This window comes from Bacteroidota bacterium (genome assembly GCA_039821555.1).
Taxonomy (GTDB): Bacteria; Bacteroidota; Rhodothermia; order Rhodothermales; family Rubricoccaceae; genus JBCBEX01.
The window spans coordinates 108,359-120,835 of sequence record JBCBNX010000004.1 but is presented as its reverse complement, the minus strand read 5'-3'; the positions used below and the strand labels follow the sequence as shown (position 1 = coordinate 120,835).

Sequence of the window (12,477 nt, the reverse complement as noted above, 5' to 3'; positions counted from 1 at the left end):
TGAAAGCAAGCCGGTCCGCCCGACCTCGTCAACAGAATTCTTCCGAGACGCCATCCCCTGCCCCCTCCATTTCCGTTTCCCGATCTTTCCCCGCTTTCGTGCCCCCGCGCCTCTGTGCTTTCCCCACCTGTGCTCTCCTGCCACCCTCCTGCCAAGCTCAACCTCGGGCTGCACGTCCTGCGCCGCCGCGCCGACGGCTACCACGACATCGAGACAGTGCTGCTACCGATTGGCTGGCGCGACACGCTTACAGCTGAGCACGCCGACGGTGGCACGGTCGTGCTGACGTGCTCGGAACCCGCGCTACCGACCGACGGACGCAACCTCGTCGTTCGCGCGGCACACGCGTTGCAGGCATGGGCGGCGGAGCATGCCTTCGACCCATGGACGCTCGGGGCGTGCCTCCATCTCACGAAGGCGATCCCGTTCGGCGCAGGCCTCGGCGGGGGCTCGTCCGATGCGGCGCACGCGCTGCGGCTGCTCAACACGCTCTGGGACCTCGGTGCCACCACGGTCGACCTCCACCCTATCGCGGCGAAGCTGGGCGCAGACGTGCCGTTCTTCCTCTACGACGCGCCGATGCACGCCACCGGAACGGGCACCACGCTCGCCCCGCTCACTGATGATGCAGGCGCGCCCTGCGCCTTTCCCTTCCCGCTCGTCGTCGTGATGCCCGACGCGGAGATAGGTACTGCGCATGCCTACAGCCTCGTCACGCCTAACGATGTGAGCCGCCCGGACCTCGCCGGCATCGTGCGGTCGAACGACCTCGTCCAGTGGCGACAGCGCCTCACCAACGACTTCGAGGCCCCGGTCCTCGCTCAGTCGCCCGCCATCGCCTCAGCCAAGCAGGCCTTGCTCAATGCGGGGGCGGGCTACGCCGCGATGACCGGCTCTGGCGCGGCCGTCTTCGGTGTGTTCGAGGACGAGGCCGCAGCCCGTTCCGCAGCCGACGTGCTCCGAGCGGCAGGCACCCGTGTGTGGTGCTCGGTCGCCCCGTGAGCGACCCGCATCGGGCCGCGATCAGCAGACGCCGCCGCCTTCACACGGCGTTCGAATGCGGCGGGTACGACCTCCACGGGGAATTGCGTTTCTGAGCCGCAGGCGTCGGTTATCTTCGATGCGCTGTACCGTTTAGGTCTGCCCACTCCGGAGGCGCGCTCGTCGCCGCGCCACACGCCCGAACCTCTCGCCCCCGCTATGTCTGGCAAGCTCATCGACCGGCTCGTTGCTGCTGGCGTCTTCCTCGTCGCGCTCGTGCTCTACCTGCTCACCGTCGCCCCGACGGCGTCGTTCTGGGACTCAGGTGAGTTCATCGCCATCGCGCACGGGCTACAGGTGTCGCACCCGCCGGGCGCGCCGTTCTACATGCTCATCGGGCGGTTCTTCTCGATGGTGTTCGCGCCGATTCTCGATCTGTTCATGGACACGCGGCACATCGCGCTGGCGGTGAACCTGGTGAGCGTGGTGGCGAGCGCGCTCACGATCCTGCTCACGCACCTCGTGATCGTACGGCTCGCGCGCATCTGGAAGGGGCATCCGGACACGTGGACGCCGGGGCAGCGGCTCGGGGCACTTACGGGCGGCGTCATCGGCGCGCTCACGTTCGCGGCCACCGACTCGTTCTGGTTCAACGCCGTCGAGGCCGAGGTCTACGCGCTCTCGATGTTTTTCACGGCCATCGTGGTGTGGCTCACGCTGAAGTGGCGCGACGACACCATCGCCGAGGAGGCCGAACTGCGGGCCCGCGGCGAGCACCCGTTCGGGCTACGCTCGGACCGCATCCTCGTCCTCATCGCCTACCTCTTCGGCCTGGCCATCGGCGTGCACCTGCTGAACGTGCTCACGCTATTCTTCATCGCGCTGATCGTCTACTTCGTCAAGTTCGACCGCGCCGACTGGACGCCGGGCCGCCGCACGCTCGGCGTCGTGGTCGCGGGCGTGGTGGCGACGGTGCTCTTCGGGATGATCTATCCCGGCGTCGTGCAGATGCTGCCCGACTTCGCGGAGCGCTCGGGCTTCCCGCTCGCCTTCACGATCCTGCTTATCCTCCTGATGACGGCGGCCGTGTGGATCACCCAGCGGCGGCAGATGCCGGTGGCCAACCTGCTCGCGCTCTCGTTTGCGATGATCCTGATCGGCTACTCGTCCTACGCGCTCATCTTCATCCGCTCCGCCGCCGACCCGCCCATCGACGAGAACGACCCGGAGACGGCCGAGGCCATCGTGAGCTACCTCAAGCGCGAGCAGTACGGCAACACGCCGCTCTTGACCGGCGCGACGTTCGACGACCGCACGGGCACACTCGGCCGCGAGGACGTGCTCTTCCCCCGCCGCTGGTCGCCCGACCCCAACCACCAGCGCTACTACGCGCAATTCGACTCCGACTCGGAGTACTTCTGGGGCTACCAGGTCGGCGAGATGTACGTCCGCTACTTCCTCTGGAACTTCGTCGGCAAGGCGTCCGACGAGCAGGGCGCGCGTTGGATCTCAGGCTTGGTGCCCGACGAAACGACTGACGTGCTCTACCAAAGTCCGTCGCAATGGTCGAGTCGGAACGCCTACTACGGCCTGCCGCTGCTGCTCGGACTGCTGGGGCTCGCGTTCCACTTCAGTCGAGATTGGCGAAGGGCGCTGTCGGTGCTCGCGCTGTTCTTCATGACGGGCCTCGGCATCATCCTCTACCTCAACCAGACGCCGTTCCAGCCCCGCGAACGCGACTACTCGTACGTGGCGTCGTTCTTCGCCTTCAGCCTCTGGTGCGGCATCGGTGCGACAGGGCTGATCGAACTCGCACTCGGTCGCCACGGCACCGCGCACAGTGACGAAGAGGCGCCGGATCAAGACGGCGCCCCCACGACAGACAGCAGCCGCCTGCGCATCGCGGGCCTCGTGGCCGGGCTGCTCTTCCTCGCCGTGCCTGCCTTCATGATCGCGGTCAACTACGACGACCACGACCGCTCCGGCCGCTACATCGCGCCGGAGTTCGCGACCAACATGCTCAACAGCACCGCGCCGAACGCGCTCATCTTCACCAACGGCGACAACGACACCTTCCCGCTGTGGTACGCCCAAGAAGTCGAGGGCATCCGCAAGGACGTACGCGTGGTCAACCTGTCGCTGTTGAACACGCCGTGGTACATCAAGCAGCTCCGCGACCAGTGGAGCCACACCTCAGCTCCGCTCCCGATCACGCTCACCGACCGCGAAGTCGACGGGCTCGGCTACCAGGAGATTCCGAAGGGCATCGCGATGACGCTGCCCGTGGATGATCAGCGGCTCTCGTCCGAGATGCTCGACGGGGCAGGACTCGCCGGTGACTCGCTCGGGCCGGTGTCGTGGGTGGTCGAGGGTCGCCCGCACCCGTTCACTAACGAGGCCGAACTGCTTCAGGTGTCGGACCGCATGACGCTCCACATCATCCAGGAGAACGCGCGCAACGGCTGGGAGCGCCCGATCTACTTCGCCTCGACCATCGCGCGCGCGTCGGAGTTAGGCCTGCAGCCCTACTTCCAGAACGAGGGCCTCGCCCGCCGCCTCGTGCCCATCGCCAGCGAAACGCCAGGCGGGCGCGTCGTGCCGGAGGTGGCGATGGAGCGGCTCGGCAACTTCCAGTTCACCAACCTCGACGACCCGAGCGTCTACTACGACGAGAACATTCGCCAGATGGCCGACAACTACCGCGCGGTGTTTGCCACGGTCGCGGAAGCCCTCGCCAACCAGGGCCGCGCCGACGACGCTCGGACGCTGCTCAACCGGGTCGAGACCGAGGTCGCCGCCGAGGTGATCCCGCCGGACTTCTATTCGCTCTACACGATGGCAACCGCCTACGAGGCGCTCGGTGACCGCGACCGCGTCGTCGCGATCATGCAGCAGGGCGAAGACCTCGCGCTCTACTTCCTGAGGAGCGTGACGAACTCGGAAATGCAGACCGGCCTGCAGTACGCGCAATTCATCCAACAGACCTACCTCGCCAACGAGGCCTTCGACGAGGTGGCCTCGTTCTCCGACAAGATCGCGGACACCGTCGGCGACGAAAGCTTCCGCCTCAACGCCGATACGCTGCGCCGCGCCTTCGAGCAAGACCGAGCCCCCGCGGCCTCCGATGCTGCGCCGACGTCTGGGGAGGCCGCGGCTGCGCTCCCTTCTGAGGCAGGGTAGCCCTCCCCTCCAGGCGGGGGACCCGCGGCCGCTTCCGTTCGTAGATTCGAGCGTCCTCCTTCTCTTCCCCGCTGCTCCCGTCATGGCCTTCGCCTTCTCTGCCACCGACTTCGACCGCATCGCCGAGGCGCTCGGCGTCCCGGTGCAGCGCGACGGGTCGCTCGTCCGCTACGAGTTGACGCACGCGGCGAGCGGGCGCACGCTAGCCCTGGAGATCACGCCGGAGGTCGCCGTGCCGGACGGGCATAACGGCCGCATGACCACGATGGCGCTCGTCTCGGTCTATGCCACGAACTCGTTTCTCCAACTCCAGGACTGTACCGGCTTCGTGGCCTCGGAGGAACTGGGCGAGGTGATCTTCTTCTCCAAGATGGGCGCACCCAACGGCGCCACAAGTGGCCTCGTCGTGGAGCGCGAGGCCGGGAGTTCACTCTACGCCAACGTGGCCGACCGGCTGCTCTTGGCCGACTTCACGCAGCTCCCGCCTGAGGTGATGATGAGTGCCGTCGCGCTGTCCCTCAGCGAGACCCTGTTCGACGAGGAGAGCGGCTTTGGGAAATGACCCGGTGGACCGTGGCGCGATAGCCGTGGTCCTCGCGCACGCTGAGCGCACGCTCGACCCAGACATCGTCATTGCAACCGTCCAGCATGCTCTCGGCGGCGAGGGCTTTACCGCGCAAGACGTGAGCATCGTGCTTGCCGACCACGCGACGGTGTTGGACCTCAACCGGGCTTGGCTCGACCACGACTGCACCACCGATGTGCTCTCCTTCAACCTCGACGAAGACGCGCTCGCGGAGGGCTTCGTGGAGGGGGAGGTCTACGTCGACCTGGACACGGCCGCCGAGCGCGCCCCTGAGTTTGGCACCACGTTCGACGCCGAGGCGCTGCGCTACGTCGTCCACGGCGTGCTGCACCTCGTCGGCTATGACGACGCGACACCCGACGAGAAAGCCGCGATGCACGCATTGGAGGACCGCTACCTCCACAACACACCGAAGGGCACGTAGCACCCGGCGTCTCCGCTCGGTGCTACGTGCCCTTCGGTCGGCTTACGCGGGCAGTGGCCTCACCACTCCAAGGTGTCCTCGCCAAGGAGTTGCTGCTTGCGGCGCTCGATGATGTCGGCGCGGGCGGCTTCGCGCTCGGCCAGGGCATTCTCCTCCTGAGCCAGCTTCTCTTCGAGCCGCTCGACGGACGCGCGGCGCTGCTCCAGCTTCATCTCGAAGAGGTCAGCAAGCAATTCGTCGAGGTCCGCTTCGAGATCGGCGCGGTCGCCCTCCTCGGCATTGCGGAGCTGGCGGGCGAGTTCGCGGGCTTCCATCTCCTTGCCCATGATCTCGGCTTGGGCCTCGGCGTCCTCAGCCACCCAGGTCATGTCGTCGTCGAAGCGGAAGGTCGCGAAGCCGTTGGGGCCGAAGCCCTCAGGGCCGAAGCGCCGAAGCGCCAGGCCGGGGCCATCGAACTCGAATTCGCGCTCGAAGCCGGAGCCCTCGGGGCCCCCTCGCCGCATGCGAAAGACGCGGATGTCGCCATCCCCATCGAGACCGAAATCAATATCGTCCTTGTCCACCTCGATCCGGATCCTGTTGCGCTCCAGGTCGAAGTTGAGGTCGTCGAGTTCGGCGCGGCCCTCCGGCGTGTTGGGCACGACCGTCGTCTCGCCGTTGCGCTCGACGTAGATGCTGTCGCCGTCCACCCGTAGGGTGATGCGGCGCTCGACTTCGTCGCCGTCATTCTGAGCGTAGGCGATGGACGGAGCCAGGGCGAGGCCGAGCACGAGCAGCGGGAGCAGACGGAAGCGTAGTGCGTGAGTCATGGCACGTTGCGTTGCGGGCGGAGCATGATTGAGCAGCGGTGCGGGACCGCCCGGCCCGCGCGCTACGTCGGCTCAGGGGACGAAAGGTCAGTCGGCGAGGTCGCCGAGGAGGCTGCGCAGCCGCTCTTGCACGATGGCGTCACGGCGGGTCGCCCGCTCATCGAGTCGGGCCCGGACGGCGTCGAGTTGCGCAGACGCTTGCTCGATCTCGGCACGCCGTACCTCCTGTTTCAACGCGAAGATGGCGTCGATGCGGGCACGGAGATCGCTAACGAGACTGTCCCGACGAGTCGGGTCGGCCGTCCGCCGGACGCGAACGGCGAGCGCCTGCGCTTCTGCTTCCATAGCGCGCTCCTGCTGGAGGAGGTCGTAGAGTCGGCGGTCGTGCTCCGAGAGGCGCATCAGGTAGGCCTGCTCGCTCGTGACGACGGGCTGCGGAGCCGCCTGCGAACGAAGCGGCACCGCGCGTGCGTCAGCAGGCTGTCCGAGACCGTACACCTGCGCGGCATCGCCCGCCTGCTCGATCTCGTCGAAGCGTATCAGCCGGGCGCCGTCCAGGACATAGGCCACGCCACGGAGTGTGAGCACAGGGGCGACTGAGCCGCTGTACTGCATCACGAAGGCTAGGCCGTCCAGGTCGAGGCCGGCTGGGACGGCGTTTTCGGGGAGTTGCTCGCCGTCGAGGTGGAGGTGACCGTCTCGGATTTCGAGCGTGTGGGTGTTCGCAGCGGCCTCAGTACGGAGGAACGCAGGGTCCTGGGCTTGAACGCCGCTGCTCGCCACGAACACAGCCATACCTAGGAGTAGCGCCAGTGCGTTCGGCGGAGCAACGGGAGGCATGGGGCAGGGCATCAGGACAGCAGTTTGGTGCTTGGCAGGTGGCGACTCAGATTCGCCGCGAGGTCGATGCAGAGGCGCTGCCGTCGGGAAGGCCTACTGGTCCCCAGGCTGGACTCGGATGAAGCCCGTGCGAGGCGCTGGGGCCGCATGGAAGCCGACGCGCGTTTCGTCGTGTGCTGTGTCCGAGATGAGGTCGCGGGCGCGCAGCGTCTCGTTGGCCGTGACGCTCAATGCGACGGGGGGCTCGTCCCACGTCAGCCCTCGGTTGGACTCACGCAACGACTGCAGCCGCAGCGAGAGGAGCCGTAGTTCCTCGTCCGACGGGGAATCCCACGCCGCTGACGCAGACCGCGACGAGGTCGAGGTCAGGCTCAGTCCCGGCTGTGCGACGCGAACGGGAACCCGGCTGACGAGGGCGTTTCCGGCCTCAGCCGTGGGAGCCCCTGCCGTAAGAGAACCTGCCGTAGGAGCCGGAGGCGGGGCGGCGGCAGCTACTTCCTCCATGTCAGCCGCCTCCATGTCGGTCGCCTCCACGTCGGTCGCCTCCACGTCGGCTGCCGCTAGGTCTGACTGCACCGGCACATCGTCGACAGTGGGCCCTACTAGTTCCGTTGTTGGTGCCACTTGCCGAGCTTGTGGGGACGGCTGCGCAACGGGGCGACCATCGCGGGCCTGGGCCTCCGTCGGGGCCTCCGTGAGCAGCGCCGCGTCCCCCTCCGCGCCTGGTGCTACTTCAGCCGAAGGCACCGCGGCAGCCATCGGAGCCGCAGATTCAGCCGGGTCAAGATTCGGCAGTTCCTCGGCTTGCTGGGCCACCAACGCGACACCAATCGCGACACAGGCGAACAGCGCGAGGACCGGTAAGGCGATCCGGGAGCGCGAACGGCGGGCTGCACGGACAGGAGCCCGATCAGAAGCGCGTGGCTTCGCAGCAGTCGTGGTAGCGGAATCCGAAGCGGTCGTGCTAGCAGCGCGCGCAGCGCTCAGCACGGCTGCGAGCGTGTCGGCGTCCGGGCCGGAACGTGGGCGCGCATCGAGGGCTGCTTTAACGGGAGCGAACGCGGCCACCTCGGCGCGCGCCGTATCGCTTAGGCTTTCGGGCGTGGGGGTCATACCGTCCGGGCGCGGCTCCTGGTAGAGCGCGCGCACCGAATCGAGCGAGTCGGGCATAGTATCAAAAACGTCTCAGAAGCGTGTCGGCTGATGGGGTGGTTGCCGTGCCGCAGAAACGGAGCACAGGCGGGTTCTCGTGCGTAGCGATCGCAAAATCGCAGTCTTACACCATCTTACCGTTTGTAAACGATGATGTTGGACGCCTCACTGCCTGTCTACGGACGGCCTTTTTTTTTAGGGTTTCTGGCTCCGGCTCGAACTCGTCATCGATCATCTTGCGGAGGTTGATGAGCGCGTAGCGCATCCGCCCAAGCGCCGTGTTGATCGACACCTCGGTGATCTCGGCGATCTCGCGGAAGGTGAGGTCGCCTTCGTGGCGCAGCATCACCACTTCGCGCTGCTCAGGCGGCAGCCGCTCGATCAGTGCTTCCAGCTCTCGCGTGATCTGCTGGTGGTGCAGTTCGTCGAACGCGTCCGGCTGCTCGGCATCGGTGAGGCGCTCCCAGAACGAGGCCCCGTCGTCCTCGTCGACCGGTGCCACGTCGGCGAACTTCTTACGGCTGCGGAGGTGGTCGAGCGCGGCGTTGCGCGCGATTCGAAGCACCCAGCCCAGCCAGCGGCCCTGCGGCTCGTAGGACCCGCGCTGCTTGTTCATCGCCTGGATGACGCGCAGGAAGGTGTCTTGGAAGAGGTCATTGGCGGTTTGTCGGTCGCGCACCATGCCCACGAGGAACCCAAAGACGCGCTCTTGATGGCGCGACATGAGGGTCGTGAACGCGCGTTCGTCGCCCTGATTGAGGTAGGCCGCAACGAGTTGCTCGTCGGTCAAGGAGGCGTGGGGTGGGTTCATGCGAGCGGCAGGGAAACGGGACGCGTCGTCAAGATAGTATGCAGGCCGCTGTGCCTACGTGCAGGGTCACGCTCCGTACCCACCACCTGCGCGAACAGCCCATCCCTCCCGCGAACGGTCGAATCCATGCACCGAACCGTCTTCGCGTCGAGCTAGGCTTCCCCGTCGACGAAGAGCACGCCGAGCTTGAGGAGGTCAACCCGCTCCGCGCTGGGGTGCGCAGCGCAAATCGATCGCCATGCGCGTCGCACGTCGTGACCCGGCTCGATGTCGTCGAATACCACGCAGGCACCTGGCGCGAGATGCGGGGCGATTTGGTGCCAGTACCGCACCGTCGCAGCTTCTTCGTGGTGGCCGTCCAGGAAGACAAGATCGAACGGGCCGTGCGCCTGTAGTACCATGGGCAGCGCCTCGTCGAAACGGCCAGTCACGACGGTCGTCGGCTGGGAAGGCGACTGGATGCCTGCCAGGTGGGCCCTCGCCATGGTCGCAAGCGTGGGATCCCCCTCGATGCTGACGAGATACCCCTGGATCCCTGCCTCGATCTCGTTGAGCGCAAGTGCGGTCTGCAGATGCCCCGCGGAGACACCAAGGTTGGTGCCCAGTTCGAGTACGCGGCGAGGCCGTAGCGCGCGAGCCAACCGGAACAACACGGAGCCCCAGGCTGGCGAGGCTGCCGCCTTGTCGTAGATCTCCGCAATGGGACGAGACTCGGGCTTCGCTTCGGTTCCGAGCACGCGGGCGCGCGTCCCCGCGCCATAGTCGCGCACCGCCACGGGCGTGGAGTCGGCGGCCAGCACCGATCGGAGGCGCACGATCGGCGCCTGGACGGCCTCCTCGCGTGCGGAGAGGGTACGGCGGACGGCATCGAGCAAGACGGCGCGGCGCTCCGGTGAGAGCGTGCGCGCCGCGCGAAGTGCAGCGTGGAGAAGCAGAGGCACCGCTAGAGATTCAGCAGCGCGGAGCAGGGAGAGCATAGCCTCATGGTCAGGACGACTTGGAAGCTACCACCCCCTCCTGTAGCGCCGCGATTTCGGACCTCCGCCTAAAAAATCGTCCATATCGTTCAGATACACTAACATGTTTATTAGCAACTTAAGCCATATGTCATATAGAAAACATCCAAAACGTCCGGAACCCCTTCCAACCTGCTCTGTTGACCTATTGCACTTCTTGATTAGCACTTCTTGCTTCTGAGTACTGCGCTGTAGACGCTCGAACGCTGAGGAATCCCGCAACCTTCGTTCGGTCCCAAGGCGTCTCCCATCTCCCAGTGGCATCTCGGAAGCACAGATCCTCAGGGTCTGTCCCAAATCAGCAGAAACCCGGCCGCCTTTCCTGGCGGCCGGGTTTTGCTTTTTGCTCGCGGCGATGGCTCGACGGGCGGCATGCGCTGACAGTTCTGGCAGCCGTCCGGGGCGCGAACACGCTCGGTCCCAATGCCTCACGCTTTGGGGGAAACCCCCATTTCTGTCTCAGGTTCCGCCACACCTCGCTTCGCATTGCTAAAGCGCCACGTCTTCAATACTTACGCCTGTGTGCTCTAAGTAGAATCTATACGAAGCCTCTCCATTTTAACCGCCCCACAATCACACACCGACGATCAATCCATCCACCATCACTAGTTCTAGAACGTCCAAATCGTTCCACTTATTCCCATGTCGATTTGATACCCCGAGGGTCTCGTCAGCCCACCCAAGGCTCTGGAATGGTTGTTGGAACAGGTGGTATGCCGGGGATCATCACCATTCCCCCTCTGTCTCACCCAACCCGTTCCCACTGCCATGCAGGTACAAGCCCTCGATCTCAACACCGCCCTCCAGGAAGCCATGAACATCGACGGCGCGCTCGGCGTCGCCATCGTCGACCTCGAGTCCGGCATCAGCCTCGGCACGCTCGGCGGCGGGGCAATGGACATGGAGCTCGCCGCGGCGGGCAACCGCGACTTCATCCTCACCAAGATGCGCATCAAGGAGCAGCTTGGCCTCGCCAGCGAGGAGTTAGAGGAGATCCTCATCACCATTTCCGGCCAGTATCACCTGATCCGTCTCGCGCGCAACCAGACGGGCCTGTTCACCTACCTCGCGCTCGACCGCCAGACCGCCAACCTCGGCCTCGCGCGCATTCAGCTTCGCCAGATCGACGAGGCGCTTTCGATCTAGCCTCCAGCCACTCCGACCGCAGCGCATTTCCTGCGCGCTGGCCGCGTCGTCCCGGCAGCCCGGGCGACGCGGCCGCATGTGGGAGCCGCGGCTAGAGCGCGAGGTCGAGCGCTTCGCTGACGCGCTGGACGGGGAGCAGTTCGAGTCCTTTCGGCGCACGGAGGTCGGACGCGGAGGGCTTCGGCAAAAGAAAGCGCTCAAACCCAAGTTGCTTCGCCTCGCCGAGGCGCTGCTCGATCCGGCTCACGGCGCGCACCTCGCCCCCGAGCCCCACCTCGCCCGCCACGACGGTCGACGAGTCGGTCGGGATGTCGCGGAACGACGAGGCGACGGCGAGCACGACGCCGAGGTCGACGGCGGGCTCGTCCACACGCACGCCACCGGCGACGTTGAGGAAGACGTCGTGTTGGGAGAAGCGGAGGCCCTCGCGCTTTTCGAGGACGGCGAGCAGGAGTTGGAGTCGCCGCGCGTCGAAGCCCGTCGCGGTGCGCTGCGGCGTGCCGTAGCTCGTCGCCGTCACGAGCGCCTGCACCTCGATGAGCAGCGGGCGCGTGCCCTCCATCGAGCAGACCACGACCGAGCCCGACTGGCCGTACGACCGCTCCGCCAGAAACAGCGCGCTCGGGCTGCCGACCTCCTTCAGCCCTCCCTCGCGCATCTCGAAGACGCCGATCTCGTTGGCGGCCCCGAAGCGGTTCTTCATCGCGCGGAGCATGCGGAAGGCGTGGTGGCGGTCGCCCTCGAAGTGGAGCACCGTGTCGACCATGTGCTCCAGCACGCGCGGCCCGGCGATGCTGCCCGACTTGGTGACGTGGCCGACCAGAAACGTGCTCGTCGGGAGCGTCTTGGTGAGGTCGAGGAGCGCGGCGGCCGATTCGCGGACCTGCGACACGGAGCCAGGTGCGCTGGTGAGGTCTGGCCGGAAGATGGTCTGGATCGAGTCGACGATCAGCACGTCGGGGCGCACGTCATAGGCGGCGGAGAGGATCGCCTCGACGTTGGTTTCGGGGAAGAGGTAGAACTGGTCGGCGTCGACGCCGAGGCGCTGGGCTCGGAGCTTGACCTGCTGCGCGGACTCCTCGCCGGTGACGTAGAGGAGCGTCGCGTCGGGCATATGGCGCCCAAGTTCGGTCATGAGCGTCGATTTGCCGATGCCGGGGTCGCCCGCGACGAGCGTGAGCGAGCCGTGCATGATACCGCCGCCCATCACCCGGTCGAACTCGGCGAGGCCCGTCACGAGGCGGCTGCGCTCGCTGACCTCGACCTCGCGGAGCCGCGCCGGGCGCGCGCCGAAGCCGCCACTGCGTCCCTTGCGCGTGAAGCCGCCACTGCTGAAGCCGTCCGCGCCGCCGTCGCCGAGTCCGCTGTCGTAGTCCGCCGCCTTCATCACGGGCGCCTTGATCGCCTCGCGGGGCTTCTCCTCGACGAACGTGTTCCAGCCCTGGCAACTCGTACACTGCCCCATCCAGCGGGGCGATGTGTTGCCGCAACTCTGGCAGACGTAGACCGTTTTCTTTTTCGCCATCGCGCGT

At 66.4% G+C, this 12,477-nt stretch carries 11 protein-coding genes; 5 read left to right on the top strand and 6 right to left on the bottom strand.

All coding sequences use genetic code 11. The features are described 5' to 3' along the window. The first annotated feature begins 129 nt into the window (after nt 1-129). From ispE to ybeY, 4 genes are all read left to right on the top strand, one after another. The gene (ispE, locus tag AAFU51_06545) at nt 130-1,002 is read left to right on the top strand and encodes a 4-(cytidine 5'-diphospho)-2-C-methyl-D-erythritol kinase (protein MEO1570911.1); all 873 of its coding nucleotides are present in this window, start codon (nt 130-132) and stop codon (nt 1,000-1,002) included. Between the two features lie 198 nt (nt 1,003-1,200). Then, nucleotides 1,201-4,161, top strand: a complete 2,961-nt coding sequence (locus AAFU51_06540; protein MEO1570910.1) for a DUF2723 domain-containing protein — start codon at nt 1,201-1,203, stop codon at nt 4,159-4,161. 82 nt (nt 4,162-4,243) lie between these two features. Further along, nucleotides 4,244-4,723 carry a hypothetical protein gene (locus AAFU51_06535; protein ID MEO1570909.1) on the top strand — a complete coding sequence of 160 codons (480 nt, stop codon included), beginning with the start codon at nt 4,244-4,246 and terminating at the stop codon, nt 4,721-4,723. Nucleotides 4,724-4,748: 25 nt separating this feature from the next. After that, on the top strand, nt 4,749-5,171 hold the full coding sequence (ybeY, locus tag AAFU51_06530; protein MEO1570908.1) for an rRNA maturation RNase YbeY: 423 nt from the start codon (nt 4,749-4,751) through the stop codon (nt 5,169-5,171). A gap of 59 nt (nt 5,172-5,230) precedes the next feature. Here the strand turns inward: ybeY and AAFU51_06525 are convergent, their stop codons facing one another. The 5 genes from AAFU51_06525 to AAFU51_06505 all read right to left on the bottom strand — a co-directional run bounded on the left by AAFU51_06525 (nt 5,231) and on the right by AAFU51_06505 (nt 9,760). Next, nucleotides 5,231-5,980, bottom strand: a complete 750-nt coding sequence (locus AAFU51_06525; GenBank protein MEO1570907.1) for a hypothetical protein — start codon at nt 5,978-5,980, stop codon at nt 5,231-5,233. 87 nt (nt 5,981-6,067) lie between these two features. Further along, on the bottom strand, nt 6,068-6,820 hold the full coding sequence (locus tag AAFU51_06520; GenBank protein ID MEO1570906.1) for a hypothetical protein: 753 nt from the start codon (nt 6,818-6,820) through the stop codon (nt 6,068-6,070). A gap of 93 nt (nt 6,821-6,913) precedes the next feature. After that, complete coding sequence (locus AAFU51_06515) at nt 6,914-7,990, bottom strand: hypothetical protein (protein MEO1570905.1); 1,077 nt, start codon at nt 7,988-7,990, stop codon at nt 6,914-6,916. A gap of 106 nt (nt 7,991-8,096) precedes the next feature. Then, nucleotides 8,097-8,783, bottom strand: a complete 687-nt coding sequence (locus AAFU51_06510) for a sigma-70 family RNA polymerase sigma factor (GenBank protein ID MEO1570904.1) — start codon at nt 8,781-8,783, stop codon at nt 8,097-8,099. A 152-nt stretch (nt 8,784-8,935) separates the two neighbouring features. After that, the gene (locus AAFU51_06505) at nt 8,936-9,760 is read right to left on the bottom strand and encodes a class I SAM-dependent methyltransferase (GenBank protein ID MEO1570903.1); all 825 of its coding nucleotides are present in this window, start codon (nt 9,758-9,760) and stop codon (nt 8,936-8,938) included. Nucleotides 9,761-10,567: 807 nt separating this feature from the next. Between AAFU51_06505 and AAFU51_06500 the strand changes: the two genes are divergently transcribed. After that, on the top strand, nt 10,568-10,945 hold the full coding sequence (locus tag AAFU51_06500) for a hypothetical protein (protein MEO1570902.1): 378 nt from the start codon (nt 10,568-10,570) through the stop codon (nt 10,943-10,945). A gap of 91 nt (nt 10,946-11,036) precedes the next feature. Here AAFU51_06500 and radA read toward each other — a convergent pair whose 3' ends face one another. Next, nucleotides 11,037-12,470 carry a DNA repair protein RadA gene (gene radA, locus AAFU51_06495; GenBank protein ID MEO1570901.1) on the bottom strand — a complete coding sequence of 478 codons (1,434 nt, stop codon included), beginning with the start codon at nt 12,468-12,470 and terminating at the stop codon, nt 11,037-11,039. Between the last annotated feature and the right edge of the window lie 7 nt (nt 12,471-12,477).

Excerpts from the sequence above, each read along its gene's own strand:
- AAFU51_06540 (MEO1570910.1), top strand. The coding sequence starts at position 1,201 with ATGTCTGGCAAGCTCATCGACCGGCTCGTTGCTGCTGGCGTCTTCCTC.
- AAFU51_06535 (MEO1570909.1), top strand. The coding sequence starts at position 4,244 with ATGGCCTTCGCCTTCTCTGCCACCGACTTCGACCGCATCGCCGAGGCG.
- AAFU51_06525 (MEO1570907.1), bottom strand. The coding sequence starts at position 5,980 with ATGACTCACGCACTACGCTTCCGTCTGCTCCCGCTGCTCGTGCTCGGC.
- AAFU51_06520 (MEO1570906.1), bottom strand. The coding sequence starts at position 6,820 with ATGCCTCCCGTTGCTCCGCCGAACGCACTGGCGCTACTCCTAGGTATG.
- AAFU51_06515 (MEO1570905.1), bottom strand. The coding sequence starts at position 7,990 with ATGCCCGACTCGCTCGATTCGGTGCGCGCGCTCTACCAGGAGCCGCGC.
- AAFU51_06510 (MEO1570904.1), bottom strand. The coding sequence starts at position 8,783 with ATGAACCCACCCCACGCCTCCTTGACCGACGAGCAACTCGTTGCGGCC.
- AAFU51_06505 (MEO1570903.1), bottom strand. The coding sequence starts at position 9,760 with ATGCTCTCCCTGCTCCGCGCTGCTGAATCTCTAGCGGTGCCTCTGCTT.
- AAFU51_06500 (MEO1570902.1), top strand. The coding sequence starts at position 10,568 with ATGCAGGTACAAGCCCTCGATCTCAACACCGCCCTCCAGGAAGCCATG.
- radA (MEO1570901.1), bottom strand. The coding sequence starts at position 12,470 with ATGGCGAAAAAGAAAACGGTCTACGTCTGCCAGAGTTGCGGCAACACA.